Here is a 26554-nt window from a genome sequence, read left to right on the forward strand (position 1 = left end):
TCGCTAGCTCATGGACGTCTGATCGGTCGGCGACGGGGTGACGACGGAGATCGATGACGTGACCGTCGGCACGGCATCCGCCTCGCTCCATTCGCGTAACACCACCATCGACCGCTGGGGCATCACGAAGGTGTCGCCGGGCTGCGCGTGCGTGCGCTCGCCGCTGGCCGTGTCGACGACGACTTCCCACGTCATCGAGATCTCGTGTGAGGGCACGGTCACCTCGACGTCGGTTTCCGACGCGTTGAAGTAGATGAGGAACGACTTATCGGTGATCCGCTGGCCCCACGAATCGCGGCCGGTGATGGCGTCGCCGTTGAGGAAGTAGCCCATGGCGCGCACGAACGCCTCGTTCCAGTCCTCGCTCTCCATGCGGCTGCCGTCGGTTGACAGCCAGACGACGTCAGGCAGGCCCTCACCCTCGCCACGCTTTGCGATGCGGCCCGAGAAGAAGTGCCGGCGACGGAACGTCGGGTGGTTGTGGCGAAGCTCGGCGAGGCTCCGCGTGAAGTCAACGAGCTCGGCGTCGGCGGTGTCCCAGTGCACCCAGCTCAGCTCCGAGTCCTGAGCGTAGGTGTTGTTATTGCCGTTTTGTGTGCGGCCAAGCTCATCACCGTGCAGCAGCATCGGCACGCCCTGCGAGAGCATGAGCGTCGCGATGAAGTTGCGCTGCTGGCGCCCGCGCAACTCGTTGATCGCCGGGTCGTCGGTCGGGCCTTCGACCCCCGAATTCCACGAGCGGTTGTGGCTCTCGCCGTCGCGGTTCTCTTCGCCGTTCGCGTCGTTGTGCTTGTCGTTGTACGACACGAGGTCGCGCAGCGTGAAGCCGTCGTGGGCGGTGACGAAGTTGATGGATGCGACGGGCCGGCGGCCGTCGCGCTGGTAGAGATCGCTCGAGCCGGTGATGCGGGTGGCGAATTCTCCAAGCGTTGCCGGTTCGCCGCGCCAGAAGTCGCGCACGGTGTCACGGTACTTGCCGTTCCACTCGGTCCACAGCGGCGGGAAGTTGCCCACCTGGTAGCCGCCGGGACCAACATCCCACGGCTCGGCGATGAGCTTCGCCTGCGAGACGATTGGATCCTGCTGCACGAGGTCGAAGAAGCTCGAGAGCTTGTCGACGTCATGCAGCTCGCGCGCGAGCGTCGAGGCGAGGTCGAAGCGGAAGCCGTCGACGTGCATCTCGAGCACCCAGTAGCGCAGCGAGTCCATGATCAGCTGCAGCGAGTGCGGGCTGCGCATGTTGAGCGAATTACCCGTGCCCGTGTAGTCGGTGTAGTACCGCTTGTCGCTGCCCTCGAGCTTGTAGTAGGCCTCGTTGTCGATGCCGCGGAAGCTCAGGGTCGGGCCGAGATGGTTGCCCTCCGCCGTGTGGTTGTATACGACGTCGAGGATCACCTCGATGTTGTTCGCGTGCAGGGTCTTCACCATCGCCTTGAACTCCTGCACCTGCTGGCCGTTGTCGCCGGCCGATGAGTAGTCGCCGTGCGGTGCGAAGTAGTTCAGGGTGTTGTAGCCCCAGTAGTTGCGCAGGCCCTTCTCGACCAGGGTTGAGTCGTGCACGAACTCGTGCACCGGCATGAGCTCGATCGCGGTCACGCCGAGGTTCTTGAGGTGGTTGACAACTGAGGGATGCGCGATGCCCGCGTAGGTGCCGCGCATGTCCTCCGGCACATCCGGGTGGAGCTGGGTGAGGCCCTTTACGTGCGCCTCGTAGATGAACGAGTCGGCGTAGGGCGTGCGCGGGTGGCGGTCGCCGACCCAATCGAAGAAGGGGTTGATGACGACACCCTTCGGCATCGACGCCGCGGAGTCTTCGTCGTTTCGAGAGTCGGGGTCGCCGAAGTTGTACGCGAACACCGATTGGTTCCACTCGATGTTGCCGTCGATCGCCTTCGCGTACGGGTCGAGCAGTAGCTTGTTTGGGTTGAAGCGTTGACCGCTCGCCGGGTCGTAGGGGCCGTGCACGCGGAAGCCGTACCGCTGTCCGGGCAGCACCTTGGGCAGGTAGCAGTGCCAGACAAAGCCGTCACGTTCGTACAACCGCACGCGCGTTTCGACGCCCTCGTCGTCGAACAGACAGAGCTCAACCAACTCGGCGCCCTCCGAGAAAATCGCGAAGTTCGTGCCCGAGCCGTCATAGGTTGCTCCGAGCGGGTAAGGCGTGCCTGGCCAGCTCTCGATGGTGTCTTGAGTCACGCTGCCAGCGTAGTGCGCGGGGTCGGCGGCTTCCTGACTCTGCCCAGACGAGCCGCCTATCGTGAGTTGTATGACTGACGCAACCACCGCATCCGAGTCGATCGAACAGGTCGAGTTCACGGCAGGCAACGTCTCCTTGCCGCTGGGCTACGTGCTCACCGACGGCTATGGCACTCGCTTCCGCCCGAACATCGTCGCGCTGCTGGCCGTGCTCACGCCGCTCATGGTCGTGTCGGGCTGGGCGGTGCCGCGCATTCTCAAGGCGCTGAAGAAGAAGCGCCGCTAGGTGGCGACGCAGCGCACGAGCTGCATCCTCGCCATCGATGGTCGCTCGGGCGCCGGCAAGACGACGCTTGCGAGCGATGTCGCCCTCGTGACGGGCGCGCAGCTCGTGCACGTCGAGGACTTCTACCCAGGCTGGGGTGGACTCGCCGACGGTGCCGACTACCTCGTGCGCGAGGTGCTCGAGCCCGTGCTTGCGGGTGACGTGGTCGTGCCGCGGCGCTGGAACTGGCATGCCGACGCGTTCGAACTCGGCGTACCCGTGCATCCCGGGCTCATTGTGGTCGAGGGATGCGGTGCCCTGACGCGCGCGAGCCGACGGCTCGTGACCGTGGGCGCGTGGTTTGAGGTCGATGCCGAACTGCGTCACCGTCGCGCCTCACTGCGCGACGGCGATGACGCCTGGTGGGAGGCGTGGCGTCAGCAGGAGGACACGTTCTACGCGGCCGAGGGCTCGGCCGAACTTGCCGACCTCACACTGCCCGCCGACATCGGCGTCGCCGAGGCGATCGCGGTGCTCGCCGACCACGGCTGGCCGGCCCCGCAGCGGGTGGCCTAGCCCCAGCCGAGGTCGTGGAGCTGTGCGTCGTCGATGCCGTAGTAATGCCCGATCTCGTGCACGAGCGTGACGTGAATCTCGTGCCGTAGTTCGTCGAGTGAGCTGCAGAACTCGAGCAGCGGTTCGCGAAACAAGATGATGCGGTCGGGCAGCGGGCCCCAGTCGTAGGTGCCGCGTTCGGTGAGGTCGACGCCGTCGTAGATCCCGAGCATCCAGCCATCTTCGGGGCGATCCTCGACAAGAAAAACGACGTTATCGAGCCCGTCGACCGCGGCATCTGGCAGGGCATCGAGCTCGGCGAAGACGAGTTGCTCGAAGGCATCCAGGTCGATGTTCGGGAACTCGAGGGGCGCGTCGGGCATGACGCCAGCCTAGTGATCGTGCTTGTCAGGCGTCGCTCGCGCGATCGGCGCGCTGAGCTTGAAGTGAATCGCGAGGGTACGGATGAGGAAGCAGACGATCGCGCCGACGAGTTGTGTCGAGACGCCGAGTAGGCCGTCGAGGTGCCAAATGGCGAATGGCACGACCACGAGGGTGGCGCCGACGAGCGCCGGAATCGCGTAGAGCTCGCTCGTGAGCACGGTCGGCACCCGGCCGAGCATCATGTCGCGGATCGTGCCGCCGCCGACGGCCGTGATGACGCCAAGGAGCACGGCGGGAATTGGCTCGACGCCGAATGCGAGCGCCTTCTGAGCGCCGACGACGCAAAAGAGGCTGAGACCCACCGCGTCGAGCACCTGCACGGTCGAGTTGAGGATGTGGTGGGGCCGCGCGACGAAGAACGCGATGAGCGCGCCAACGAGCGCCACCGCGAGATAGATCCAGTCGCCAAACATCGCCGGTGGTGTGTCGCCGAGCAGCACGTCGCGCACCACGCCACCGCCGGTCGCCGTGATGATGCCGAGCGTGACGACGCCGACAATGTCGAGGCGCACGACACGCGTCGCCGCCATCGCGCCATTCAAAGCGAACGCGAAGGTGCCGAGGTAGTCGAAGAGCCTCACGATGAGTTCGGCGGTAGTCACAGAGCCATGGTCGCACCACCAAGAATGAAGCCCATACATTTAGTGTGATCTGCGCTCTGTGTAAACTTTCGAACTGTCGGTCGAATCGACGACGTTTCGACCTGCCACAAAACCCAACCCGCAAAGAGGTGAGACATGTCGCAGCAGCGCATTTCGGCGCTCAACACGCCCGAACGACAGGGCCTATACGATCCCGTGTTTGAACGGGACTCATGCGGCCTCGCCATGGTGGCCACCCTGCGCCGCGCACCGGGCCACGACGTGGTCGAGGGCGCCCTCGACGCGCTCCGCCACCTCGAGCACCGCGGCGCCGTGGGCTCGGACGAAGGCACCGGTGACGGCGCCGGTATCCTGTCGCAGATTCCCGACGAGTTTTTCCGTGCGGTCGTCGACTTTTCGCTCCCGAGCCCGGGCGAGTACGCCGCCGGCCTCGTGTTCCTGCCGGTCGACGAGCCCGACGCCGCGGCGAAGGCGATTGAGCGCATCGCGTCGCAGGAGCGCCTCAAAGTGCTCGGCTGGCGCGAGGTGCCGACGCGGCCCGAGGTGCTCGGCTCGCTCGCGCGCGACGCGATGCCAGTCATCCGCCAGATCTTCGTGACTTCGGCGACAACCAGGGCGAGCGGCATCGAGCTCGACCGCCTCACGTTCCGCATGCGCAAGCGCATCGAGCGCGAACTCGGCGACTACCTGCCCTCGCTGTCGGCGCGCACCGTTACCTACAAGGGCATGGTGACGACGCTGCAGCTCGAGGATTTCTACCCCGACCTCAGCGACCAGCGCTTCACCTCGCGCCTCGCGATCGTGCACTCGCGCTACTCGACGAACACGTTCCCCTCGTGGCCGCTCGCGCAGCCGCTGCGCATGATCGCGCACAACGGTGAGATCAACACCGTCGAGGGCAACCGCCACTGGATGCTCGCGCGTCAGTCGCAGCTCGAGAGCGAGCTGCTCGGCGACCTGCGCCCGCTCTACCCGATCATCACCGAGGGGCTGAGCGACTCGGGCTCGTTTGACGAGGTGCTCGAGCTGCTTACGCTCTCGGGCCGCAGCCTGCCGCACGCCATGATGATGATGGTGCCGGAGGCGTGGGAAAACTCCGACGACATGCCCCAGCAGCTGCGCGACTTCTACGAGTTCCACTCGCTGCTCATGGAGCCGTGGGACGGGCCCGCGTCGATCTCGTTCACCGATGGCCGCTTCGTCGGCGCGACGCTCGATCGCAACGGGCTGCGCCCGGGCCGCTGGATGGTCACCGAGGACGGCCTCGTCGTCGTGGCGAGCGAGACCGGCGTCATGCCGCACCTCGAGCCCGAGCGCATCCGCGCCCGCGGCCGTCTGCAGCCCGGAGTGATGTTCCTCATTGACACCGAGGCCGGCCGCATCATTCCCTCCGACGAGGTGAAGATGGAGCTCGCCCGCTCGAAGCCGTGGGGGAAGTGGCTCGAGTCGACCCGCATCAAGCTCGACGACCTGCCCGAGCGCGAGCACGTGAGCCACACGCCCGCCTCGGTCGTGCGCCGCCAGCGCGCCTTCGGCTACACCGAAGAAGAGCTCAAGATGCTCATCGAGCCGATGGCTCGCACCGGCGCCGAGCCGCTCGGCGCGATGGGCTCGGACACCCCGATCGCCGTGCTGTCCGAGCGCCCACGCCTGCTGTTCGACTACTTCACCCAGGCGTTCGCGCAGGTGACGAACCCGCCACTCGACTCGATCCGCGAGTCGGTCGTGACGTCGATGTCGAGCGGGCTCGGCCCGGTGCGCAACCTGCTCACCGCGACCGAGGAGCACGCGAGCCAGGTCATCCTCGACTTCCCGGTGATCGATAACGATGAGCTCTCGAAGATTCGTCACATTGACCGCACGCCCGGTTCGCGCCGCACGCGCGTCATCTCGGCGCTCTACGCCGTGGCCGAGGGCGAGCACGCCATGGAGCATCGCCTCGAGGCGATGTGCGAAGAGGTGGATGCGGCGGTCGCGCGCGGCTCGCAGTTCATCATCATCTCTGACCGCGACTCCGACGAGCAGCTTGCACCGATCCCGACCCTGCTCGCCGTGAGCGCCGTGCACCAGCACCTCATTCGTGAGGGACACCGCATGGAGGTCGGCCTGCTCGTCGAGACCGGCGACGCCCGCGAGGTGCACCACATCGCGACGCTGCTCGGCTACGGCGCGAGCGCGGTGAACCCGTACCTCGCGATGGAGTCGGCCGAGGAGCTCGTGCGTAGCGGCTCGCTTAAGGGCATCACCGTCGACGACGCCGTGCACAACCTCATCAAGGCGCTCGGCAAGGGCGTCATGAAGATCATGTCGAAGATGGGCATCTCGGCTGTGTCGTCGTACATCGGCGCGCAGGCATTTGAGGCGGTCGGCCTCTCGCAGGAGCTCATCGACACGTACTTCACCGGCACCGTGAGCCGCCTCGGCGGCATCGGCATCGACACGATCGCCGAGGAGACCCGGCAGCGGCACGTGCTCGCGTACCAGTCGGAACGCGCGGCGCTCGATCACCGCCGCCTCGAGTCGGGTGGCGAGTACAAGTGGCGCCGCGACGGTGCCCCGCACCTGTTCAGCCCCGAGGCCGTGTTCAAGCTGCAGCACTCGACGCGCAGCCAGCGCTACGACGTGTTCCGCGAGTACACCTCGCTTGTGGACAACCAGGCGCGCGAGCTGAAGACGCTGCGTGGCCTGTTCAAGCTGCGCACCGAGGCGCGCTCGCCGATTCCGATCGACGAGGTCGAGTCGGTGAGCGAGATCGTCAAGAAGTTCCAGACCGGCGCGATGTCGTACGGTTCGATCTCGCAGGAGGCGCACGAGACGCTCGCGATCGCGATGAACCGCCTTGGCGGCAAGTCGAACACCGGCGAGGGCGGCGAAGACACCGACCGCCTGCTCGACCCCGAGCGCCGCAGCGCGATCAAGCAGGTTGCCTCGGGTCGCTTCGGCGTGACGAGCATGTACCTCACCCACGCCGACGACATTCAGATCAAGATGGCGCAGGGCGCGAAACCCGGCGAGGGTGGTCAGCTGCCCGGCGAGAAGGTCTACCCATGGGTCGCGCGCACGCGGCACGCGACGCCCGGCGTCGGCCTCATTTCACCGCCGCCGCACCACGACATTTACTCGATTGAAGACCTCAAGCAGCTCATCTTCGACCTCAAGCGCGCGAACCGCGACGCCCGCATCCACGTGAAGCTCGTATCCCACTCGGGCATCGGCGCAGTGGCGGCCGGCGTGGCGAAGGCGAAGGCGGATGTGGTGCTCGTTTCGGGCCACGACGGCGGCACCGGCGCGAGCCCGCTCAACTCGCTCAAGCACGCGGGCACGCCGTGGGAGATCGGCCTCGCGGAGGCGCAGCAGACGCTCATGCTCAATGGGCTGCGCGGTCGCGTGACGGTGCAGGTGGATGGACAGCTCAAGACTGGCCGCGACGTCGTCATCGGCGCGCTGCTTGGCGCCGAGGAGTTCGGTTTTGCGACCGCGCCCCTCGTCGTGTCGGGCTGCATCATGATGCGCGTGTGCCACCTCGACACCTGCCCGGTCGGCGTCGCGACGCAGAACCCGCAGCTGCGCGAGCGCTTCACCGGCAAGCCGGAGTTCGTCGAGACCTTCTTCGAGTACATCGCTGAGGAGGTTCGCGAGATTCTCGCGTCGCTCGGCTTCCGCAGTCTCGAGGAGGCGACCGGCCACGCCGAGCTACTCAACCTCGACGACGCCGTCGAACACTGGAAGGCCGACGGACTCGACCTCGAGGGCGTGTTTGCTGTGGCCGGTCGCGGCGATCGCCGCCACACGACGCAGCAGGACCACGAGCTTGAGGCGCAACTCGACTGGGCCTACATTCCGCAGGTGCGCGAGGCGCTGAAGTCGGGGGAGCGCATCCGCCTTGATCTCGCGATCGCGAACACCGACCGCTCCGTGGGCACGATGCTCGGCAACGAGCTGACGAAGCTGCTCGGCGAGGCCGGCGCGGAGCCCGGCACGATCGAGCTCAACTTCACGGGCTCGGCGGGGCAGTCGCTCGGCGCGTTCGTGCCTCGCGGGATCAACATCACGCTGTTCGGCGACGCGAACGACTACGTCGGCAAGGGCCTCTCGGGCGGGCAGGTCGTGGTGCGCCCCGACCGCCGCGCGAGCTTCGTCGCCGAGCGCAACGTCATCGCGGGCAACGTCATCGGCTACGGCGCGACGAGCGGTGTTCTGGCGCTGCGCGGCGTCGTGGGCGAACGGTTCCTCGTGCGCAACTCGGGCGCGATCGGCATTTGCGAGGGTGTCGGCGACCACGCGCTGGAGTACATGACCGGCGGCACCGCGGTGATTCTCGGCCCGACCGGCCGCAACATCGGCGCGGGCATGTCGGGTGGCACGGCGTACGTGCTCGACCTCGACACCCGCAAGGTGAACCCCGAGGCCCTCGCGAGCGGCGAGCTGCAGCTGCAGTCGTTGAGCGATGAGGACGTCATGGAGCTGCGCGTGCTGCTTGAGCGGCACGCCGAGCTCACCGAGTCGGCCGTCGCGCGACGGCTGCTGGATGCTGCGGACTGGTCGCGCTTCACGCGGCTCGTGCCGCGCGACTGGGCGGCGGTGCACGCGATTCGTGACCGGGCCGAGCAGCAGGGCGATGACCCCGACAGCGAACTCGTATGGGAAAAGATCAAGGAGGTGACCCGTGGCTGACCCGCGTGGATTTCTCAAGGTAACTGAGCGTGAACTGCCGCCGAAGCGACCGGTGGCGGTGCGCATCCTCGACTTCAAAGAGGTGCAGCAGATTCAACGTGACGGTGCGGTGCTGCAGCGTCAGGCGGGTCGCTGCATGGACTGTGGTGTGGCGTTCTGCCACCAGGGCTGCCCCCTCGGCAACCTGATTCCGGAGTTCAACGACCTCATCTGGCGGGGCGAGTCGAAGCTTGCCGCCGACCGGCTCCACTCGACGAATAACTTCCCCGAGTTCACGGGCCGTCTCTGCCCGGCGCCCTGCGAGTCGTCGTGCGTGCTGAGCATCAACCAGCCCGCCGTCGCGATCAAGTCGATCGAGCAGGCCATCGCTGACGACATCGCCGAGAACGGCTGGATGGAGCCGCACGCTCCCGCCCGCCTCACTGGCCAGACGGTCGCGGTTGTCGGCTCGGGGCCCGCGGGTCTCGCGGCGGCGCAGCAACTGACGCGCGCCGGTCACACCGTCGCGGTGTACGAGCGCGACGACCGCATCGGCGGCCTGCTGCGCTACGGCATCCCCGACTTCAAGCTCGAGAAGGACCGCATCGACGCCCGCATCGAGCAGATGACGGCCGAGGGCACGCGCTTCCGCACCGGCATCGAGATCGGCCGCGACATGACGTGGCGCCAGCTGCGCGAGCGCTTCGACGCGGTCGTCGTGGCGACCGGAGCACTGAAGTCGCGTGAGTTGGCAGTGCCGGGGCGCGACATCGACGGGGTGCACACCGCGATGGAGTACCTCGTGCAGCAGAACCACGCGAGTGCGGGCGACCAGGTCGCCGAGCAGATCTCGGCGAAGGGCAAGCACGTGGTCGTGCTCGGCGGTGGCGACACCGGCTCGGACTGCATCGGTACCGCGCACCGTCAGGGAGCCAAGAGCGTGACGAACCTCGCGATTGGCGTGCAGCCACCGAGCGAGCGTCCGGCACACCAGCCGTGGCCGACGCATCCGAACCTGTTCGAGGTGCAGACGAGCCATGAGGAGGGCGGCGAGCGCAAGTACCTCGCGTCGACCGTCGAGTTCCTCGCGGACGACGACGGCAAACTGCGCGCGCTACTCGTGGCCGAGACCGAGATTGTCGACGGCGTGCGCCGCCCGAAGGCGGGCACCGAGCGGGAGATTCCCGCCGAGCTGTGCCTGCTTGCGCTCGGCTTCACCGGCACCGACGCGGAGTCGCTGCCGGAGCAGCTCAGTGTGACGCTCGAACGCGGCGCAGTGTCGCGCGATGACGACTACGCGACCGAGGAGCCTGGCGTATATGTGGCGGGCGATGCCGGTCGAGGCGCGAGCCTCATCGTGTGGGCCATTGCGGAGGGCCGATCAGCCGCGGCCGCAGTTGACCGCTACCTCACGGGCTCGACGGTGCTGCCCGCGCCGGTGCGTGCGAGTGAGCGGCCGCTGAGGCTCTCGTAGTTGGGCGCTCGTTCACCCAGCATCCTGCCCACTATGGAACAGTGGCGGCCATGGTTGGGGAGCAGCGAGTGATGCGGGGCGGGGTCGCGCTCACCGCGGCCGGCGTCACCGGAGCACCCTTGGCGGGGTGCACAGGTGATGGTGCGGACAGTGTGGGGAGCGTGACCCCGAGTTACGCCGATGAGATTCACCCGGCGTTGACGACGGAATTGTGGACCGAGTACTCGGTGGGTGAGGACGAACGCGATGCGTTCGTCGACCGCTACACGTTTCGCGACTCGAGCGAGTTCATTGCCACCGAGGACGACGTCGCGAACCAGTGGGGCCCGTTGCCCGAACTCGATTTCGGCAGCACGGTCGCGGTGCTCGTGGTGCACGGCACGTGCCACCCGATGAAGGCGGAGTTCGCGACGTCGGGTGGTGGCGACCTCTTTCTCGAGTTTCGTCCGATCAACCTCGACAACAATTACGACTGCGGGGAAGACCCCCGCGAGGTCGTGTTGTATGAGTTTGCGCTCGACGATCTCGGTGTCGATGCAAGCACTAAGGTGAAGTTTGTGGCGGAAGAAGAAGAGGAGTAGCCGATGTCGCGTTCTCGCTGGTGGCAGACCGTCGCGGCGGCCCTTGCGGTGGGAATGCTCGCGGGCTGCGGCGCGGGCGGAGTGCCCGGGCCGAACCCGGCGCCGGGCCCCAGCGACGGTGCGACGACGCAGCTCACCGAACTCGACCCCGCATCCAAGAGCTACCTCTGGCAGCAGGATGTGGTGGCGGCGCGCAGCGAGTTCGATGCGCTCGTCGCCAACAATGACTTGCCACTGCTCTTCACCGACGAAGACGGGTGGGAGGCCTGGTGGTCGGATCTGCCGGAAGACCTCCGCGACGAGAGCCTGCAGACGCCAAACCCGGAGTTTGCGAGCGAAGTGCTCGTCATCGCAAACTTCGGTTCATGCCCGCCGCAGTCGCTGACGTTCGCGACCGACGGCGCGGGGCAAATCGCCTATGACCTCGTCACGAGCGAGTCGAGCGGCGACGACCAGATGAACTGTGCATGGAGCCCGCAGGCCGTTTACGCCTATGAGTTCTCGCTCGACGACCTCGGTGTCGATTCGGTCGACGACGTCACTGTTTCGCCGCAGTAGCCGCGCACACGGGGTGGGTGGCCGAGCAGTTTTCGCACACTACGAGCCGCTGTTGGCAGGTGTCATCGGCGCAGTTCTGCAGGCGCGGGGTGGGGGAGTCACAGACGACGCAGCGGCCGATGACCTTGGCGTCGGGCGCGAAGTCGATGTATTGGCGGCCGTCGAACACGGTGAGTGAGCCCTCCCAGAGCCCGTCGTTGCCGAAGCGCTCGCCGTAGCGCACGATGCCGCCGTCGAGTTGGTAGACCTCCTGGAAGCCGCGATTGATCATGAGCGCCGAGAGCACCTCGCAGCGCACGCCGCCGGTGCAGTAGGTGACCACGGGCTTGCCCTTGAGGTCGTCGTACTTGCCCGAGTCGAGCTCGCGGATGAAGTCGTGGGTGGTGACGGTGTCCGGCACCACCGCATCCTTAAACCGGCCGACCGTGGCCTCGGCTGCGTTGCGGCCGTCGAAGAAGACGGCATCGGGCTTCTGCTCGAGCAGCTTGTGGAGTTCCTCCGGGGCGAGGTGCGTGCCGCCGCCGACGACGCCCTGCTCGTCGACTTCGAGCTCGTCGGGTGTGCCGAACGACACGATCTCGGGGCGCACTCGCACCGTGAGGCGGGGGAAGTCGAGGCTGAAGCCCTCGTCGTCGAGGCCGGTGCCCTCCGACCACTTCATGTCGACGTCCTTGAACGGCGCGTACTGCTTCAGCGCGCGCACGTACTTCTTGCACTCCACCACGTCGCCACCGACCGTGCCGTTGATACCGTGCGGCGACACGATGATGCGGCCGCGCAGCCCGAGTCGCTCGCACAGCGTGTGCTGCCAGAGCCGGATCGCGTCGGGGTCGGCCAGGGGAGTGAAGACGTAATAGAGGAGGATCTTCGGAGTGGCCATAGTCGCCAATTCTACGTTCGCGAGGGCGTTCGCCGCGTATCCCTAGACTGGGCTGGTGACTGCCGCATCCTGGACAACGATCGACCCCGCCGCCACCGACATTCAGCTTGTCGTGTGTGACATGGACGGCACCCTGCTGACGACCGCCGGGCATTTCCCCGAAGGCTTCGACGAGCTGCGTGAGCTCGTGCGGGCGCGGGGTGTGACGTTCGTGCCCGCGAGCGGTCGCCAGCTTGCGACGCTCGAGCACATGTTTCCCGGGCTTGAGGGTGGCTCGTTCGTCGCCGAGAACGGCAGTATCGTCGTGCACAACGGCGAGGTCATCTCGACTACGAGCGTTGACCGCGACACCGTGACGCGAGTGGTTGCCACCGTGCGCGAGGCCGAGGGCTTCGACATCGGGCTTGTCTACTGCGGCGTGAACGGCGCGTATGTCGAGCGCACTGACGACGCCTTCCTCGCCGAGGCGAGCAAGTACTACGCGAAGTTGGATGTGGTCGACGACCTCACTCACGTTGACGACCCGGCGCTCAAGCTCGCGATCTTCGACTTCACGAGCTCGCAGGCGGTGGCGGATGCGCTGCTCGGCGACCTCGCCAAGTCGCTTCAGGTGGTGGTCTCAAGCGCGAACTGGGTCGACATCATGGTGCCCGGCGTGCACAAGGGGCTCGGCGTGCGGGCCCTGCAGGAGGCGCTCAGTGTGACTGCCGCGCAGACCGCCGTGTTCGGGGACTACCTCAACGACTTTGACATGATCTCGACCGGCGACTGGTCGTTCGCGATGGCGAATGCCCACCCAGACGTGCTCGCCGAGGCGAACTACGTGGCACCAAGCAACGACGAGTTCGGCGTCGTGCGGGTGCTGACGTACTTGCTCTCCAGCTAGGCTGCCCGCAGGTGTCGGAAAATCGTAGGGCCGGCACGACGACCCGCCTCGGTGCGGACAACTGGATGGAGACCACGATGACCGATCGCGAACCCGGCAGCTTCACCGCCGAAGAGCTTGCTAGCCCGAGCACCGACGCCGCGACACTCGCGCGGGCCGCCGCTGTGCGCCCCGACCTGTGGTCGGCTATTCTCGCGAACCCGAACTGCTACCCGGAACTCGGCGACTGGATCCGCCAGCAGCAGGGTGTCCAGAACGTGCCGCCTGCGCAGCAGCAGAACCAGCACGGCCAGCAGCAGGCGCAGCCCGGTCAGCAGCAGCGCCAGCCCGATCAGCAGCAGGGCCAGTACGGCCAGCAGCAGAACCAGTACGGCCAGCAGCAGGGCCAGCCCGGTCAGCAACAGGGCGGCACAAACCAGTTCTTCGATGGTGCTCAGCAGATGGCACAGGGCGCGAAGAGCTTCCTCAACGATGCCGGTCAGCGCGCGAGCAAGCGGGCGAGCGACGACCCGAATAGCTTCCTCAACAAGTTCACGTGGGGTCAGGTCGGCGTCGTGATTGCGGCCGTCGTTGGATTCATCGGTCTCTTCTTGCCTGCCGTTTCGGCGAGCGCGTACGGGTTCAGCGTCTCGGCGAGCTTCATTCAGTCGGGTGACGGCGTGCTGCTGCTGATTCTGTTCCTCGGCACGATCGGCCTCACGATATTCTCGGGCTACTCGACGCAGCGACCCGTACTCATCACTTCGTGGGTTGTCGCGCTCATCGCGGGCGTCGTCTCGGTGATCGACGCGATCGCGACCCTGGCAAACGTCGCCGGCTCCGGCTTCGGACCGGGCCTCGGCATCTTCGTCGTGCTGCTCGTCGGCCTCGCGATCATCGCCGGCACGGTGCTCGACATCATGCAGCGCCGCAAGGGCTAGGTCGCTAGTCGATCATGACGATGGCCACGGTCTGCGCGACCGTGGCCATCGTTCGTTTCATCGTGCCCGCAATGGCACCTGCTAAGGCGCACTCCGCGCATCGCTTCGGCGTGACGAGTACCTCGAAGCGTTGGCCGAATTCTCCGCCTTCCCGGCGTCTTGCTGGGGTCCTGGCCTACAGAGTGAGGTTCCTGCATAGACAGTTCTCAAACCCCAACTCTGATTCACGACGATCGAGGTCCTCGCATCAAGAAAGCGGCATCAAACCTGGGGCGCTTCACAACCGTGGTACACGAGAGCACGCATGGTGCGGCTCCTTCGGTGGGTGGGCTGCCGGCCGGGGGCCGGGTTCGGTGCGGGTCGGTCTCAGAAGGCGCTGGCGGCGGCTTCGGCGACGGCCTGGTCTTGGTCACCGGTTCCTCCGCTGACGCCGACGGCGCCGACGACCTGGCCGTCGCGCTCGAGCGGGATGCCACCGGCGAAGATCATCACCCGACCGTCGTTGGAGGCGTCGATGCCGTAGAACTGCTCACCGGGTTGGGCGAGGTCGCCGAGGTCGTTGGTGGCTGTGTCGAACGCGCGGGCCGTGAAGGCTTTGTTGATCGAGATGTCGATGCTGCCCAGCCACGCTCCGTCCATCCGTACGTGAGCGACGAGATTGCCGCCGGCATCGACGACGGCGATGTTACTGGGCTGACCCTGCGTGCTGGATTCAGCTTCTGCTGCCGCGATGACACGTTTGGCGTCGTCCAACGACAATGTAGGAATAGATAGCATCGCTTGCTCCTTCGAATGTGGCGTGCGCTTTGTGACTCGAGCCGCTCCAGAGCCGCCCGTTGGTTTGCCTGTTGAGTTTGTGACAGACAGCGCTCGTGTTGTGCTTCGCGTTGCGAACGTGCGTGGGCGGACTACGGGAGCTTGGACGCGAGGACGTCGGCCGCCAGGATCTCGGGTGCTGCGCCGAGGAGGTGCTGGTTGGCCATCAGGGCGGCGACGATGGCGCCGTTGGCGTGGGCGTCGCGAGCGGCCTCGTCGGGGAATGCATCGAAGATCCAGAAGGTGTCGGCGTGGGTCCTGACCGCGAACCAGACAATCGTTCCTACTTCTTCGTTGGCGAGGGTGACAGCGCCGGCGAGCAGATCGGCGACCGCGTCGTGCTGTCCATCGGCCGCGACGATCTTGGCGACGAAGGCATACGGGAGTGATGCGGGTGTGGACATGAGGGACTCTCCTTGACGTCGGGGTTCTTCGTGGGACGAGTTGAGCGTATGACGAGCGAGGGCCGGTGGGGAGTGGCGTATACGGCAGTATTGCTATTGTTTACGTCATGCGTATCGGACTCATCGCGATCGACGGCTGCTTCGGTTCGGCTATCGCGTCGATCATCGACATCGTGCGGGTGGCCGACGGAGCCCGCGGCGATGTCGACCCGCGGATCGACCCGATCGAACTCGCCATCCTCGGACCGAAACGGCGAGTGACCACGACGGCATCGATGACCCTGTCGGTGGACCACCCGCTGTCGGAGTCCGGAGAGTTCGACGTGGTCGTCGTCCCTGCGCTTGGAACCCTTACGGCCGCCGCCACCAACGACGTCCTCCAGAGCCGAGATGCTCGTTCGGTCATCACCTCGCTCGGGCGCCTCGACGAGGCGACCACCCGGATCGCCGCGGCGTGCACCGGCGTGTTCGCTGTCGCCGAGACCGGACGGATGCATCATCGGAGGGCGACGACTAGCTGGTTCCTGGGGCCGGAGTTCCTGAAGCGCTATCCGACCGTCGCCCTCGATCTCGACACCATGGTCGTGGCCGACGGGAACCTCGTCACCGCCGGCGCCGCGTTCGCCCACATCGACCTCGCGCTCTCACTCGTGCGATCGATCAGCCCCGACCTGGCCCAACATGTCGCCAAGCTCCTCATCATCGACGAGCGTCCGTCGCAGGCGGCCTTCGTCGCCTACGAACATCTCCGGCACGAGGACCCGATCGTCGTCGAGTTCGAACGCTTCGTGCGCGCCCGCCTGGACGAACCGTTCAACGTCGCCTCCGTCGCGCAGTCGCTCGGCACCAGCCGGCGCACCCTCGAACGACGAGTCCGTGCGGCGCTCAACCTCACTCCGCTCGGCTTCGTCCAACGGCTTCGCATCGAACGAGCTCGGCACCTCTCAGCAACCACGGACTTCACCTCCGCCGAGATCGCGCTACGGGTCGGCTACGCGAACGCCGAGACTCTGCGCTCCCTCCTGCGCAGGGAGCGACGCCGTTCCTGACCTATCGCCATGCCTGTAGCCGGTGTCCTCGCCGGGCGGCACTGATTCCAGGCGATAGTGACTGGCCAGTCGCCCCTGGACGATCTTGGTGACGTGACCCCCTACGTGCTGTGGACTCGCTGACCCATAGCGTGAGTCATGGACAGCGGCGAGCTGACACAGAATCAAAAGATCACCGCGCTCGGCAACGGAGTGTTGCCTCTGCATGCAGCGACCGCACTGTCCTTGCTTGCGGCTTGAACCGGTACTGCGCGAGTGAACGTGTCAAGGAATAACACGTGTCGTGCACGGTTGAGGTGAGTGTTCAGGCGTGCACCGCCCACGTCCAGATCAGCAGCATCGTAACGAGGAAACCGGCGATCTGGTTGAGCCAGAGAAAACGTCGCCAGCCGATCGTGGCCTCTTCGCAGCGTTCGTCCGCCAGAGATCTGTACTTCCAGATCGTTACGATGTAGGGCAGCACGACGACGGCGGCGAGTGGACCCGGCCACGAGCTGGGCAGCATCACCAGAGCGGCCCCGATGTAGCCGATCAGCGCGAACCGGGTGGTGCGTCCGGCCCCCAGAAAGGTCGCGACCGAGGCGATGCCGGCGTTGCGATCGGCGATGATGTCCTGCACCGCGCCGAACGCGTGGGTCGCAATCCCCCACAGGGCGAACGCGAGGATTGTCAGCACAAGCGGAAAGTCCCATGCGGCACCAGCGAGAACAAGGCCGTAGACCGCCGGCGAGAAAAAGTGCACTGAGCTGGTGACGGAGTCGAGGAATGGCACCTCCTTCCATCGAAACGGCGGGGCCGAGTAGGCGATGACGAAGAACACGCTCACGACGAGCACGATGCGACTCGCCGGGTTGCCGATGATCAGCAGCCAGGCGATGAAGGGCGCGCTCGACAGGGTCGCGGCGATCACCGTGGTGCGGTGAAGACGCCGATCAAGCACGGCACCCTGCGCGCCTCCCTTGCGTGGGTTGCGCAGGTCGGACTCGTAGTCGAAGACGTCGTTGATGCCGTACATGAGCAGGTTGTACGGGATCAGGAAGAATACGGCTCCGACCACGAGGGCGATGTCGAGGTGGCGTGTCGTCATCAGGTAGGCGGCAGCGAACGGGAAAGCGGTGTTGATCCAGCTGATCGGGCGCGATGAGACCAGAATTGCGAGGGGCGTTGCGGAGGTGGTCATCGTGTCACCTCTCGGTCGAAGGCGAGAGCACCGACGGCGGGTAGTCCGAATGCGATCGTGATCGGGTAGGCGAAGTCCTCGATCGGGGCGAGTCCGATGCGCAGACCGCTGACCAGCTGATCGGGGTAGCTGTACAGGTCGGCAGCGATCATGATGTTGTCGAAGATCGCCGTCAGTACCACCAGCACCACTGCCGTGCACGACGACGCGGCCAGCCGACGCTTCGCCCCTGGTCGCCGCATCGAGAACCCGACGGCGGTCGCAGCAGCCACAAGGAACGGCAGGCTAATCAGGAAGTACGTCACCGGTCACCACCGTCACTATCAGCCGAGCGCACCCCGATCACGCGCTCGAAGACGGCAAACAGCACCAGCGCAAGGTAGGTGAGGAAGGCGAGGAACCCCAGCTCTTCGATGGGCAGGTGCGGCGCGATGTCGACACCCACGAACCATGGGCCCGATCCGCGCACGAACACGCCCGTGGCGATGCCCACGATGTCCCAGGCGAGCAGAAACAACCAACCGCCGCCGAGGAGGATGCCGGTGCGCGCCGGCTGGTGCCACAGCGCTAGCTTCCAGCGGGCGTCGCACGCCATCACACCGGCGGTCGCGGCGACGATGGCTGTCAGGTAGAGGCCAGGCATCAGCCAGTTGCCGTCATCTCGGGCATCCGTCCGGGTGATCGATCCCCGCGAATGAGCTTGGTGACGATCTCGGCGGAGATCAGACACATCGGTAACCCGATGCCCGGTGCCACGTCAGCGCCCACCCTGTAGAGCCCGTCGATTCCACGCACGGTGTTCCGGTCACGGAACATCGCGCTCTGGCGCAGGGTGTGCGCCATGCCGAGGGCATTCCCGCGCCACGTTCGCAGATCAGTGGCGAAATCCTGGGGCGCGATCGTGCGCCGCACGACGATCCGGTCGGCGAGGTCGGGAATCTGACACCACTGCGAGATCTGTTCAATGACGCGGTCTGCGGCGCGCTCGATGCGAGCATCTCCCGTCCCGTCGATTCCGCCACGACCGGACAATGGGTCAGCGGGTGAGGGAACAAGGACGAAAAGGTTGGTGTGGCCCGGCGGCGCAACGCTGGGGTCAGTGTGCGACGCCGCGCACACGTAGAGCGACGCCGGGTCGGGAAGGTGGCCGGGTGAGCGGGTGATCGCTTCGAAGTTCGCACGCCAGTCGTCCGTGAACAGCAGCGTGTGATGCGCGAGCTGCTCGATCTCCCCACGCACACCAAGCAGAAGCAGCAGCGCCCCGGAGCTCGGTGACCGGTCACTTCGTCTGGGTTTGTCGGCCGCACCTTCGAGGAGGTCGTGTTCGAGGTGGTGCAGGTCGGTGGAGGAGACGACGATCTGCGCTGAATGGTGCGCTCCGTCGGCGAGATCAACGCCGGTGACGGCCCCGTCACGGTGGGCGATGTGCCGCACATCACTGCCTCGGTGGATGCGCACACCCCGAGTCGTCGCCAGTCGCTCCAGCGCGGAGACGACCGTTCGCATTCCGCCCATCGGGTAGAGGACGCCGTCATCGAGGTCGAGATGGCTCATCAGCTGGTACAGCGCGGGAACCTCGTACGGCGAGCCACCTAGGAATACGGCTGGGTATTCCAGCACCTGACGGAGTCGCGGGTCGTGAAAGCGGTCTTCTACGTGCCCGGCGAGCGTGCGCAGCAGTGCCGGTGCGAGCCGTGGCAGGCTGCGCAGGACCTTCGGATGCCGCAGCACGGCGGCGGTGGAGAAGCTGTCATAGAGGAAGTGGTCGAGCGCGAGCCGGTAGGCGCTGCCGGCGGATTCGAGGTATGCGTCGAGCCGCGCCCCCGCGCCGGGCTCCATCGATTCGAACAGCGACGTGGTCTGCGCGCGACCCGTCACGATGTCGAAGGGGTCGTGACCTTCGCTGAACACCCGATACGCCGGGGTGAGGCTCACTAGATCGAGCTCATCGGCCGCGGTGGTCCCGAGCAGCCGGAAGTAGTGATCGAACACCTCCGGCATCAGGTACCAGCTCGGTCCGGTGTCGAAGCGGAACCCGTCCTGCTCCCACGTGCCTGCCCGCCCACCTAGTTCGTTGCGCGCTTCGTGCAGGTCGACCTGAAGTCCGCCTTCGGCCAGCAGCGCCGCTGTCGCGAGCCCGGCGACACCGCCGCCGATGACGATCGCCCGGGTCATGCCGTGACCTCGCGGGCGGTGCCCCCGAACGAGGCGCGCAACGCGATGAGCGCCTTGTGCGAATTGGGCACCGAGGCGCGGCCCGATCCTCCTGCTTCCAGGCGTCGTGCAAGTGCCGCGAAGAGCTGATGGGCGGCGACGACAGCACGGCGACAGTCCGGGGGAAGGTCGGGGATCGCACGGGCGGCGACGTTGAGATCGCGGCGGATGCGATCGAGGGTCGCCGCTCGCACGGTCGCGTCGTCGCCGCCAAGGTAGTCGCGCCCGAGTACCTGTCGGTCATGGTCGGCATCGCGCAGGAAGTTGATGTCCTGGAACGCGGCCCCCAGGTGCCGCGCACCTGCCCTGAGATGAGCGGGGGCGGTCAGAGTGCGGTGTCGTCCGGCGTTCAGGAACACCTGCAGGCACATCAGTCCGACGACCTCAGCAGACCCGTGGACGTACGTTCCGTGCGACGCGGCATCGTGCGTGGTGACGGTGACGTCGGTGCGCATGGCGTCGAAGAATGGGCGGATCAAACCCTCTTGGATGCCGCATTCTCGCGCGGTGCTCGCGAAAGCGTGGATGATGAGGTCGGTGCTGAACCCCGATGCAACGGCGGCGATCGTCTCGGACTCGAAGGCATCGACGAGTCGACGCAGCCCGGTCTCGTCCCCTGCTCCGGCGCGACCGGGTCCGTCAACGATCTCGTCGGCAATGCGTACCAGAGCGTAGACGGTGCGCACGTGATCACGTACTCGGGGTCCGAGCAGGCGGGTCGCGAGCGTGAACGACGTCGAGTAGTGATCGATCACCACCAGCGCAGCGGCACGTGCGACCGCGTCGTAACGCTCGGCATCAGTCGCTTCCCTTCCCAGGGCATCTCTCATGGCATCCGCCCCTCAATCTCGGTCGCGACGTCCTCCACGAGGGCCGCGACGCCGTTCGAGAACGATCGCGCCAGCGAGCGAGCGCTCTCCAGGTGCTGCTCCACCAGCTCGGCGACCGCATCCCGCGCACCACTGCGCTCGAGTTCCAGCCGCGCATGCCGCAGGGCAACCGGTCCGGTGCGGGCGAGCGCTAACGCTCCCTCGACCTCCGGCCATGTCGCGGCGCCGCGTGCCAAGGCGACCAGAGGCGTCCGCTTACCCTCGCGTAGGTCGGATCCGGCTTCGCGTCCGGCTTGCGCCGGAGTACCGAAGGCGCCGATGAGATCGTCGACGAGCTGATACGCGATACCCAGGTGGATGCCGATCCCGGCGAGGTCGCGGTCGTCTTCGCCCCCCGCGCCGGCCATCAGCGCACCACAGCGCAACGGTGCGGAGAAGGAGTAGGCCGCAGTCTTGTCGGCGGTTATCCGCAGCGCGGCTGCGGAGTCCGTGCCCCCGCGAGTGGCATCGGCCCATTCGCCGACGGCTGACACCGCGATCGCCTCGTCGAGGTGAGCCACCAGGCGACCTCTGATCGGCGATCGCACATCTGCCGTGAGCAGGGTGCGCGACGCAGCGTAGAGCAGAAGGTCGCCGACCAGCAGCGCGCCGGCATCGCCCACACGACGGCTCGCGTCCAGGCCCTCTCCCATGCGTCGAGCGTCCTGGGCAAGGGTGCCGCGCACGTTGAGCACACCGCGGCGACGAGTGTCCTGGTCGATGATGTCGTCGTGCACCACGAACGCGCCGTGCAGGAGCTCGAACGCCGCGGCGACCTGCCACAGCGCCGCAGGCTCGGGCCGCCGGGTGCTGAACGATCGAAACGAGCGGATGACGAGTTCGGGTCGGAAGCGCTTGCCGCCGGCGACCGCTGCCCGCATCTGTCCTCGAAGCGTTTCACCCGGTTCACCGGGGAGAGGGAGAGCATCGATGGCGGTCTGCAGCTCCTCTTCGATACGGCTGCGGTCCGCGTCGGTCAGGCTGCACATCGCTGCTCCAACTGGGCGAGCTGCATCACGAACCACGGGCTAAACGCCCACGGCGTCAGTTGCGCGGCGGCGTGGATGCGACCCGGTTCCGCCCAGACGTGCTCGCATACCTCGTTCGGATCCGGCCTGGGCTCGCCCACGATCGTCGCGCGGAAGACCGGGCAGATCTCGTTCTCGACGATGCCGCTCGCGTCCAGCGCACGGTAGCGGAAGTCGGGCAGCACCTCCGCGAGATCGTCGAGTTCGACGGACAGCTCCTGCCGCGCACGTCGGCGGACAGCATCCGCCATCTCTTCACCCGGCGAAGGATGGCCACAGAAGCTGTTTGTCCACACCCCGGGCCAGGCCTGCTTCCCCAGCGCCCGCCGCGTCACGAGGAGGCGGCCTGCGGCGTCGATGACGTGGCAGGAGAACGCCAGATGCAGTGGGGTCTGCCGATGATGAACCTCATGCTTGAGCGCGGTCCCGATCGGCACGCCTGCCTCGTTCAGGAGCACAACCTGCTCACGCGCATCCATTCTGCCCCAATCACTAGATTTTCTAGCAACCTAGCAAAGTCGGGTGAATGATGGAATAGCCACGCGTGGAGAATGGAGGACTATGCCTGGAATCGAGCCATCTGATCGCGAAGCATTGGTCATGGACGTGCTTCGCGAAGTTCGTGCGTTCGGCGATGCACATGACCGCATGAGCAGTGGGATGAAGCACGGGATGGACATGAACATCACCGATGTCGCCACCCTGCGCCTGCTCATCATGCGAAAAGAACAGGGGCTCGTGGTAACTCCAGCCGACATCGCTCGCCATCTTCGGATCTCCACTGCCTCGACGACGAAGCTTCTTGATCGACTGGTGGAGTCCGGTCACGTGACACGCCACCCGCATGCGTCGGATCGTCGTGCTCGCTCGATCGAGTTGACGGATGCCGCTCGCGCGGAGTTCTTCCGGCTTTTCGGTCGGAGGCTCGCCGCCATGCGCGCCGTGCTCACGGACTTCACGGATGCCGAGTTGGATGCAGCGCGGCGACTACTGAGCGCGATCGGCGTAGCGATGGACGACGAATGACGGCATCCTCGCCTCAGCTCTTCGGTTCGGACGCCGCGCGTTCCCACAATTCGATGCCTCCGGGAATCGTTCGGAAGATCGGGTGCGGTGATGCGGCGTCCGTCAGCCAGATCGCCGCGTCATCGGGGCTGCGGGCGCGTAGTTTTTCACCGAGATGCCGCCACTCGAAGTCGAGCTGACCGAGCGTCACCGTTAACGCGACGGCCTCCGATCCTGGTCGCAGGATCCGCTCGCTGTCGAAACGATAGCCGCGCCGGCGAGCATCGGCGGCGACCCCTTCGAGATAGCAGCCGATGGCCGCGAGCGGGTCGGGTGCGGCACGGAACCGCAGCAGTTGTGGATGGTGGCGGTAGCCTTTCGTGCGCTCGGCGAGCACCGCCTGGGCGAGGAGCGCCTCACGCCAGCAGGCGACCAGACCGATCCGGTCGAGGTGCCGAGGATGCAACGACCAGATCCTCATGCCAACTCCTCGCTTCGCACTTCGTCAGGCCCGATCGGCGGTGCAGACTCTCGGCTCAAACGCGACGGCCACCAGATCGCGCGGGTGATGTCATAGCTCAGCGCGGGCACGAGCAGGCTCCTAACGAGGAAGGTGTTAAGCAGCACACCGAACGAGACGATGAACGCGATCTGGACGAGGAAGGGGATGGGGATGATCGAGAGTGCGGCGAACGTCGCCGCCAGCACCAGGCCGGCGGATGTGGTGACACCACCGGTCATGCCAAGCCTGCGCACATCCCACTCACGGATGCCGTGCCGATGGGGTTCCTCGCGCACTCTCGTCACGAGGAAGATACTGTAGTCGATCCTCAGCGCTACCAGGAACACGAATGAGAACAGCGGCACGGCCGGGTCCGCACCGTGGTTCGGCAGCTTCACCTCGGCGCTGCTCGCGCCGGCAGGTCGAGCACGGCATCCGCCGCACCCGTCAGATTGCTCTTGCCGACGAGGATGTAGGCGGGCTGCCGGACCGCGAGGGCAGCCTGGGTGCGATGGGAACCCACTTGTTTCACTAGATACGCTAGTGAAACACTATGAGGGAACGAACAGCGGTTCCAATCATCGGAGGTCGCCGCGTGGAGCAGAATTCAGACCGCACGTCCGCCCCGACCGGTGCGGAGCCAGAGTTGCGCGCGCGCATTCCGGCCGACGGTCAACCACCTCTTGCGCTCGTCCTCGGCGCCACAGGATACCTCGGCGGTCGACTGGTGGCCCGGCTGCTGAACGGCGGCTATCGGGTTCGCGTGCTCGTTCGGCGTCCGGAACGACTCGACGCCTTCTCGTGGGCGGGCCGCGTGGACGTTATCGTCGGGGATGCCGCAGATGAGTCCGTGATGCGAGCGGCTACCGAAGGCGTACAGGTGCTGTACTACCTGATCCATTCGATGACATCCGGATCGCGATTCGAGCAGACCGATCGACAGCTTGCACATACGACAGCTCGGACGGCTGCCGAAAGCGGCGTCGGTCGTATCGTGTACCTCGGCGGCTTGCATCCGGATGGGGACCTCTCCCCGCACCTGCGCTCACGCGTCGAGGTCGGTCATATCCTTCTGGGAAGCGGCGTCCCCACGCTGGCCCTTCAAGCAGGTGTGGTGATCGGATCCGGCTCCGCCTCGTTCGAGATGGTCAGACACCTCACGGAGGTGCTGCCGTATATGCCCGCGCCACGTTGGGTGCGAAATCACATCCAGCCGATCGCGGTCCGCGACGTGCTGCACTATCTGCTCGGCGCCGCCCTCGTGCCGCCCGAGGTCAACGCGGCTATTGACATCGGCGGGCCGGACGTTCTGCGGTACGGCCAGATGATGAACGCGTATGCCGTTGAGGCAGGTCTGCACCAGCGACACATCGCCGCGCTGCCGGTGCTGACACCGTGGCTAGCCTCGCACTGGGTGAACCTGGTCACCCCGATCCCGCGCTCCATCGCACGGCCCCTCGTCGAATCTCTTCAACATGACTGCGTGGTCCGCGACCGCAGCGTGGATGCGATCATCCCCCCGCCTGCGGGAGGACTCACTCCCTACCGGCGCGCCGTGCAGCTCGCGCTCGGCCGCATCGATGCCGACTCGATCGAGACGAGTTGGCAGGACCAGGCCGTACTCGGCGCACCCAGCGACCCGCTGCCGAGCGACCCAGACTGGGCGGGGCGTACCGTTTACACCGACGTGCGGACGGCGCGCACCCGAGCGCCAGCCGAGCAGTTGTGGGCCGTGATCGCTGGGATCGGCGGCAGCAACGGCTGGTACTCCACGCCGCTACTGTGGTCGCTGCGCGGGTGGGCCGATAAGCTGGCCGGTGGCGTGGGACTGTCGCGGGGACGACGCAGCCGTTCTGAGGTGGCAGTCGGCGACGTCATCGACTTCTGGCGTGTCGAGGCACTGGAACAGGGAAGAATGCTACGTTTGCGCGCCGAAATGCGGGTTCCGGGGCTCGCCTGGCTCGAACTGAGGGCAAGTCCCGAAAGCACCGGGTCGCGCTTCGACCAGCGTGCGGTGTTCTTTCCGCGCGGACTCGCCGGGCGTCTGTACTGGCTCGCCGTCCTGCCCTTTCACGGGCTCATCTTCCGTGGAATGGCTCATCGCTTCACCGCAGCAGCGGAGGCCGCAGAATGAAATAGAGCACATCACCGCAAGCGCTGAGATCGAATCCGCAGGCACCGTCGCCGACCGTGCGCGGCAGGTCTCCGTCGTCGGCGGGTGCAGGATGCCGCGGACGGGGCGCTGTCCGCGACCGCCACGGTCATCGTCCCCGCCGTTCCCACCTTCTCGATCTGGTGCGTAATCTATCTCGGACTGCTCGGCTACGCTGGCTGGCAGGAGCTCCCCGCCAAGCCGCACGGGAGAGGCATTGCGGCACGGGATGGTGGATCCTTGCGTCACAACTGCTCAACGCCTCGTGGATTCTCAGCGTCCAGGCCGGCCTGCCCGGGGCTTCGGATGGCCTGCCGATACCTTGGGCGTCTTCACGCCCCTGGTCGGGGTCCGTGTTCCAGCAGAGGGTGTGGCCGGCCTCAAAGGTCTCCAGCTCGATGAGGTCCGGGCGGACGTCGCGGAGTGCTTGCGAGATTCGGACGGGAACGGAGTCGTCTCGGGCGCCGTGGAGGATCAGGGTCGGCGTGGCGAGGTATACGGCTCATGCGGTCCAGTCGAGGGTGAGCCACGGGATTGCGAGCTTCCCTGCTGCGGCGGGTAGTCCACTGCAAGCGCAGTTGGTCGTGATGACTTCCGCCCAGTTGAGGACCGGTGAAGCGAGGATGAGCGCAGCGATCAGCTCTTCGTGTCGGGGTGGTCGGCGAGTTGGAGGGCAATGGCGGCACCCATTGACCGGCCGAAAAGCGCGACGCGTTGCGCTCGACGTCGAACGGCGAACCCGATGGCCTCGTCTACACCGTTCGTCTCTGTGCGGCCGAGGGTTGTTCGGCCGGGTCCGACTCGTGGCCATTCTGCGGTGTTGCGGTAACTGACGACGAGGGAGGTGTACCCGAGTTCAGTTGAGGCGCGGACGCCGCGGAGGGTGCCGACGCGGGGGAGTCCATACGTAAGGCTGACCGGACCGAACTCATGCGGATCATCGAGTACGTCGCCAAGCACTCGACGAACTACTGCATCGTCCACAGGGTCGACCGGCTCGCCCGCAACCGTGCCGACGATGTGACGATCCACCTTGCACTCAAGGACGCGGGTGGCGCGCGGGCTGACGACAGCTGCGACGCCGCGGCGACCTTCTCGGCCCATCGCCAAGCCATCGGTGCACCGGATGTTGACGAACCCGTACTACAAGGGCAGCGTGCGGTACCAAGGTGTCACCTATGCCGGAGCGCACGAGGCGATCGTCCCGAACAAGGTGTGGGATTACGTGCAGACCGTGCTCGGTAGGCACCGCTCGCCGCGGACGCAACGCGGGTGCACGAGCACTACTTGAAGGGCAGGATGTTCTGCGGGCAGTGCGGCT

General features: G+C 66.3%; 27 protein-coding genes and 2 pseudogenes. 13 read left to right on the forward strand and 16 right to left on the reverse strand.

Translation table 11 applies throughout. The features are described 5' to 3' along the window. Window positions 1-3: 3 nt before the first annotated feature. The gene (gene glgX / locus M3M28_RS02990) at window positions 4-2181 is read right to left on the reverse strand and encodes a glycogen debranching protein GlgX (protein WP_249387972.1); all 2178 of its coding nucleotides are present in this window, start codon (window positions 2179-2181) and stop codon (window positions 4-6) included. Between the two features lie 85 nt (window positions 2182-2266). Here glgX and M3M28_RS02995 point away from each other — a divergent pair, with 85 nt between their 5' ends. Both M3M28_RS02995 and M3M28_RS03000 read left to right on the forward strand, forming a co-directional pair. Beyond that, window positions 2267-2482, forward strand: a complete 216-nt coding sequence (locus tag M3M28_RS02995) for a hypothetical protein (RefSeq protein WP_249387369.1) — start codon at window positions 2267-2269, stop codon at window positions 2480-2482. Beyond that, the gene (locus tag M3M28_RS03000; protein WP_249387370.1) at window positions 2483-3037 is read left to right on the forward strand and encodes a nucleoside/nucleotide kinase family protein; all 555 of its coding nucleotides are present in this window, start codon (window positions 2483-2485) and stop codon (window positions 3035-3037) included. On the opposite strand, the gene M3M28_RS03005 is transcribed toward M3M28_RS03000, so the two are convergent. Next, window positions 3034-3399, reverse strand: a complete 366-nt coding sequence (locus M3M28_RS03005) for a metallopeptidase family protein (protein WP_249387371.1) — start codon at window positions 3397-3399, stop codon at window positions 3034-3036. The two genes, M3M28_RS03000 and M3M28_RS03005, sit on opposite strands and share 4 nt — an antisense overlap. 9 nt (window positions 3400-3408) lie before the next feature. Beyond that, window positions 3409-4062, reverse strand: coding sequence for a trimeric intracellular cation channel family protein (locus M3M28_RS03010; protein WP_249387372.1), 654 nt, complete (start codon window positions 4060-4062; stop codon window positions 3409-3411). Window positions 4063-4197: 135 nt separating this feature from the next. Here M3M28_RS03010 and gltB point away from each other — a divergent pair, with 135 nt between their 5' ends. The 4 genes from gltB (at window position 4198) to M3M28_RS03030 (ending at window position 11328) form a co-directional block, all read left to right on the forward strand. Further along, a complete protein-coding gene (gene gltB, locus M3M28_RS03015; RefSeq protein ID WP_249387373.1) occupies window positions 4198-8736 on the forward strand; it encodes a glutamate synthase large subunit in 4539 nt (1512 codons plus the stop codon). Further along, complete coding sequence (locus M3M28_RS03020; RefSeq protein WP_249387374.1) at window positions 8729-10189, forward strand: glutamate synthase subunit beta; 1461 nt, start codon at window positions 8729-8731, stop codon at window positions 10187-10189. Before gltB ends, M3M28_RS03020 begins: the two co-directional genes overlap by 8 nt. A gap of 161 nt (window positions 10190-10350) precedes the next feature. Continuing rightward, complete coding sequence (locus M3M28_RS03025; RefSeq protein ID WP_249387375.1) at window positions 10351-10770, forward strand: hypothetical protein; 420 nt, start codon at window positions 10351-10353, stop codon at window positions 10768-10770. A gap of 3 nt (window positions 10771-10773) precedes the next feature. Beyond that, window positions 10774-11328 carry a hypothetical protein gene (locus M3M28_RS03030; protein WP_249387376.1) on the forward strand — a complete coding sequence of 185 codons (555 nt, stop codon included), beginning with the start codon at window positions 10774-10776 and terminating at the stop codon, window positions 11326-11328. Here the strand turns inward: M3M28_RS03030 and trhO are convergent. Continuing rightward, window positions 11309-12208, reverse strand: a complete 900-nt coding sequence (gene trhO / locus M3M28_RS03035) for an oxygen-dependent tRNA uridine(34) hydroxylase TrhO (RefSeq protein ID WP_249387377.1) — start codon at window positions 12206-12208, stop codon at window positions 11309-11311. The genes M3M28_RS03030 and trhO overlap by 20 nt on opposite strands. Before the next feature lie 55 nt (window positions 12209-12263). Between trhO and M3M28_RS03040 the strand changes: the two genes are divergently transcribed. After that, entirely contained in the window at window positions 12264-13094 is an 831-nt protein-coding gene (locus M3M28_RS03040) for an HAD family hydrolase (protein ID WP_249387378.1), read from the forward strand. Window positions 13095-13171: 77 nt separating this feature from the next. Next, window positions 13172-14014: a variant leucine-rich repeat-containing protein gene (locus M3M28_RS03045; RefSeq protein WP_249387379.1), complete on the forward strand. Its 843-nt coding sequence runs from the start codon at window positions 13172-13174 to the stop codon at window positions 14012-14014. A gap of 366 nt (window positions 14015-14380) precedes the next feature. Here the strand turns inward: M3M28_RS03045 and M3M28_RS03050 are convergent, their stop codons facing one another. Together M3M28_RS03050 and M3M28_RS03055 are read right to left on the reverse strand one after the other, a co-directional pair. Further along, entirely contained in the window at window positions 14381-14791 is a 411-nt protein-coding gene (locus M3M28_RS03050) for a GlcG/HbpS family heme-binding protein (RefSeq protein ID WP_249387380.1), read from the reverse strand. A gap of 131 nt (window positions 14792-14922) precedes the next feature. Next, window positions 14923-15234, reverse strand: coding sequence for a putative quinol monooxygenase (locus M3M28_RS03055; RefSeq protein ID WP_249387381.1), 312 nt, complete (start codon window positions 15232-15234; stop codon window positions 14923-14925). A 107-nt stretch (window positions 15235-15341) separates the two neighbouring features. Between M3M28_RS03055 and M3M28_RS03060 the strand changes: the two genes are divergently transcribed. After that, complete coding sequence (locus M3M28_RS03060) at window positions 15342-16283, forward strand: GlxA family transcriptional regulator (protein WP_249387382.1); 942 nt, start codon at window positions 15342-15344, stop codon at window positions 16281-16283. A gap of 304 nt (window positions 16284-16587) precedes the next feature. Here the strand turns inward: M3M28_RS03060 and M3M28_RS03065 are convergent, their stop codons facing one another. The 7 genes from M3M28_RS03065 to idi are packed head-to-tail and all read right to left on the reverse strand — an operon-like array spanning window position 16588 to window position 22053. After that, window positions 16588-17463: a prenyltransferase gene (locus tag M3M28_RS03065; RefSeq protein WP_249387383.1), complete on the reverse strand. Its 876-nt coding sequence runs from the start codon at window positions 17461-17463 to the stop codon at window positions 16588-16590. Next, window positions 17460-17768, reverse strand: coding sequence for a lycopene cyclase domain-containing protein (locus tag M3M28_RS03070; RefSeq protein ID WP_249387384.1), 309 nt, complete (start codon window positions 17766-17768; stop codon window positions 17460-17462). Before M3M28_RS03070 ends, M3M28_RS03065 begins: the two co-directional genes overlap by 4 nt. Further along, the gene (locus tag M3M28_RS03075; RefSeq protein WP_249387385.1) at window positions 17765-18106 is read right to left on the reverse strand and encodes a lycopene cyclase domain-containing protein; all 342 of its coding nucleotides are present in this window, start codon (window positions 18104-18106) and stop codon (window positions 17765-17767) included. The genes M3M28_RS03070 and M3M28_RS03075 overlap by 4 nt, the downstream gene beginning before the upstream one ends. Then, window positions 18106-19638 carry a phytoene desaturase family protein gene (gene crtI / locus M3M28_RS03080; protein WP_249387386.1) on the reverse strand — a complete coding sequence of 511 codons (1533 nt, stop codon included), beginning with the start codon at window positions 19636-19638 and terminating at the stop codon, window positions 18106-18108. The genes M3M28_RS03075 and crtI overlap by 1 nt, the downstream gene beginning before the upstream one ends. Continuing rightward, a complete protein-coding gene (locus M3M28_RS03085) occupies window positions 19635-20507 on the reverse strand; it encodes a phytoene/squalene synthase family protein (protein ID WP_249387387.1) in 873 nt (290 codons plus the stop codon). The genes crtI and M3M28_RS03085 overlap by 4 nt, the downstream gene beginning before the upstream one ends. Then, a complete protein-coding gene (locus M3M28_RS03090; RefSeq protein ID WP_249387388.1) occupies window positions 20504-21535 on the reverse strand; it encodes a polyprenyl synthetase family protein in 1032 nt (343 codons plus the stop codon). The genes M3M28_RS03085 and M3M28_RS03090 overlap by 4 nt, the downstream gene beginning before the upstream one ends. Then, a complete protein-coding gene (gene idi, locus M3M28_RS03095; RefSeq protein ID WP_249387389.1) occupies window positions 21523-22053 on the reverse strand; it encodes an isopentenyl-diphosphate Delta-isomerase in 531 nt (176 codons plus the stop codon). Before idi ends, M3M28_RS03090 begins: the two co-directional genes overlap by 13 nt. 82 nt (window positions 22054-22135) lie before the next feature. Between idi and M3M28_RS03100 the strand changes: the two genes are divergently transcribed. Next, window positions 22136-22600: a MarR family winged helix-turn-helix transcriptional regulator gene (locus tag M3M28_RS03100; protein WP_249387390.1), complete on the forward strand. Its 465-nt coding sequence runs from the start codon at window positions 22136-22138 to the stop codon at window positions 22598-22600. A 13-nt stretch (window positions 22601-22613) separates the two neighbouring features. Here M3M28_RS03100 and M3M28_RS03105 read toward each other — a convergent pair whose 3' ends face one another. The 3 genes and pseudogenes from M3M28_RS03105 to M3M28_RS12725 all read right to left on the reverse strand — a co-directional run bounded on the left by M3M28_RS03105 (window position 22614) and on the right by M3M28_RS12725 (window position 23604). Further along, window positions 22614-23060 (reverse strand): pyrimidine dimer DNA glycosylase/endonuclease V, encoded by a 447-nt coding sequence (locus M3M28_RS03105; protein ID WP_249387391.1) that lies wholly within the window; start codon window positions 23058-23060, stop codon window positions 22614-22616. Next, window positions 23057-23461 (reverse strand): annotated as a pseudogene (locus tag M3M28_RS03110) (MMPL family transporter); the annotation flags it as partial. The pseudogene M3M28_RS03110 and the gene M3M28_RS03105, both read right to left, overlap by 4 nt. 14 nt (window positions 23462-23475) lie before the next feature. Beyond that, window positions 23476-23604 carry a hypothetical protein gene (locus tag M3M28_RS12725; protein WP_283255715.1) on the reverse strand — a complete coding sequence of 43 codons (129 nt, stop codon included), beginning with the start codon at window positions 23602-23604 and terminating at the stop codon, window positions 23476-23478. A gap of 30 nt (window positions 23605-23634) precedes the next feature. On the opposite strand from M3M28_RS12725, the gene M3M28_RS03115 reads away from it, so the two are divergent. The 3 genes and pseudogenes from M3M28_RS03115 to M3M28_RS03125 all read left to right on the forward strand — a co-directional run bounded on the left by M3M28_RS03115 (window position 23635) and on the right by M3M28_RS03125 (window position 26524). Further along, window positions 23635-25215 carry an SDR family oxidoreductase gene (locus M3M28_RS03115; protein ID WP_249387392.1) on the forward strand — a complete coding sequence of 527 codons (1581 nt, stop codon included), beginning with the start codon at window positions 23635-23637 and terminating at the stop codon, window positions 25213-25215. 948 nt (window positions 25216-26163) lie between these two features. Next, window positions 26164-26226 (forward strand): annotated as a pseudogene (locus M3M28_RS03120) (hypothetical protein); the annotation flags it as partial. Between the two features lie 58 nt (window positions 26227-26284). After that, the gene (locus M3M28_RS03125) at window positions 26285-26524 is read left to right on the forward strand and encodes a recombinase family protein (RefSeq protein ID WP_249387973.1); all 240 of its coding nucleotides are present in this window, start codon (window positions 26285-26287) and stop codon (window positions 26522-26524) included. The last annotated feature ends 30 nt before the right edge of the window (window positions 26525-26554 follow it).

The sequence above is a fragment of the Gulosibacter sediminis genome, from assembly GCF_023370115.1.
GTDB lineage: Bacteria > Actinomycetota > Actinomycetes > Actinomycetales > Microbacteriaceae > Gulosibacter > Gulosibacter sediminis_A.

Bases quoted from the DNA above. Each gene is read 5' to 3' on its own strand.
- M3M28_RS03100 (WP_249387390.1), top strand. From the start codon at position 22,136: ATGCCTGGAATCGAGCCATCTGATCGCGAAGCATTGGTCATGGACGTG.
- M3M28_RS03050 (WP_249387380.1), bottom strand. From the start codon at position 14,791: ATGCTATCTATTCCTACATTGTCGTTGGACGACGCCAAACGTGTCATC.
- M3M28_RS03055 (WP_249387381.1), bottom strand. From the start codon at position 15,234: ATGTCCACACCCGCATCACTCCCGTATGCCTTCGTCGCCAAGATCGTC.
- M3M28_RS03065 (WP_249387383.1), bottom strand. From the start codon at position 17,463: ATGACCACCTCCGCAACGCCCCTCGCAATTCTGGTCTCATCGCGCCCG.
- M3M28_RS03105 (WP_249387391.1), bottom strand. From the start codon at position 23,060: ATGAGGATCTGGTCGTTGCATCCTCGGCACCTCGACCGGATCGGTCTG.
- trhO (WP_249387377.1), bottom strand. From the start codon at position 12,208: ATGGCCACTCCGAAGATCCTCCTCTATTACGTCTTCACTCCCCTGGCC.
- crtI (WP_249387386.1), bottom strand. From the start codon at position 19,638: ATGACCCGGGCGATCGTCATCGGCGGCGGTGTCGCCGGGCTCGCGACA.
- idi (WP_249387389.1), bottom strand. From the start codon at position 22,053: ATGGATGCGCGTGAGCAGGTTGTGCTCCTGAACGAGGCAGGCGTGCCG.
- M3M28_RS03075 (WP_249387385.1), bottom strand. From the start codon at position 18,106: ATGCCTGGCCTCTACCTGACAGCCATCGTCGCCGCGACCGCCGGTGTG.
- M3M28_RS03060 (WP_249387382.1), top strand. From the start codon at position 15,342: ATGCGTATCGGACTCATCGCGATCGACGGCTGCTTCGGTTCGGCTATC.
- M3M28_RS03115 (WP_249387392.1), top strand. From the start codon at position 23,635: ATGAGGGAACGAACAGCGGTTCCAATCATCGGAGGTCGCCGCGTGGAG.
- M3M28_RS02995 (WP_249387369.1), top strand. From the start codon at position 2,267: ATGACTGACGCAACCACCGCATCCGAGTCGATCGAACAGGTCGAGTTC.
- M3M28_RS03045 (WP_249387379.1), top strand. From the start codon at position 13,172: ATGACCGATCGCGAACCCGGCAGCTTCACCGCCGAAGAGCTTGCTAGC.
- gltB (WP_249387373.1), top strand. From the start codon at position 4,198: ATGTCGCAGCAGCGCATTTCGGCGCTCAACACGCCCGAACGACAGGGC.
- M3M28_RS03005 (WP_249387371.1), bottom strand. From the start codon at position 3,399: ATGCCCGACGCGCCCCTCGAGTTCCCGAACATCGACCTGGATGCCTTC.
- M3M28_RS03085 (WP_249387387.1), bottom strand. From the start codon at position 20,507: ATGAGAGATGCCCTGGGAAGGGAAGCGACTGATGCCGAGCGTTACGAC.
- M3M28_RS03030 (WP_249387376.1), top strand. From the start codon at position 10,774: ATGTCGCGTTCTCGCTGGTGGCAGACCGTCGCGGCGGCCCTTGCGGTG.
- M3M28_RS03090 (WP_249387388.1), bottom strand. From the start codon at position 21,535: ATGTGCAGCCTGACCGACGCGGACCGCAGCCGTATCGAAGAGGAGCTG.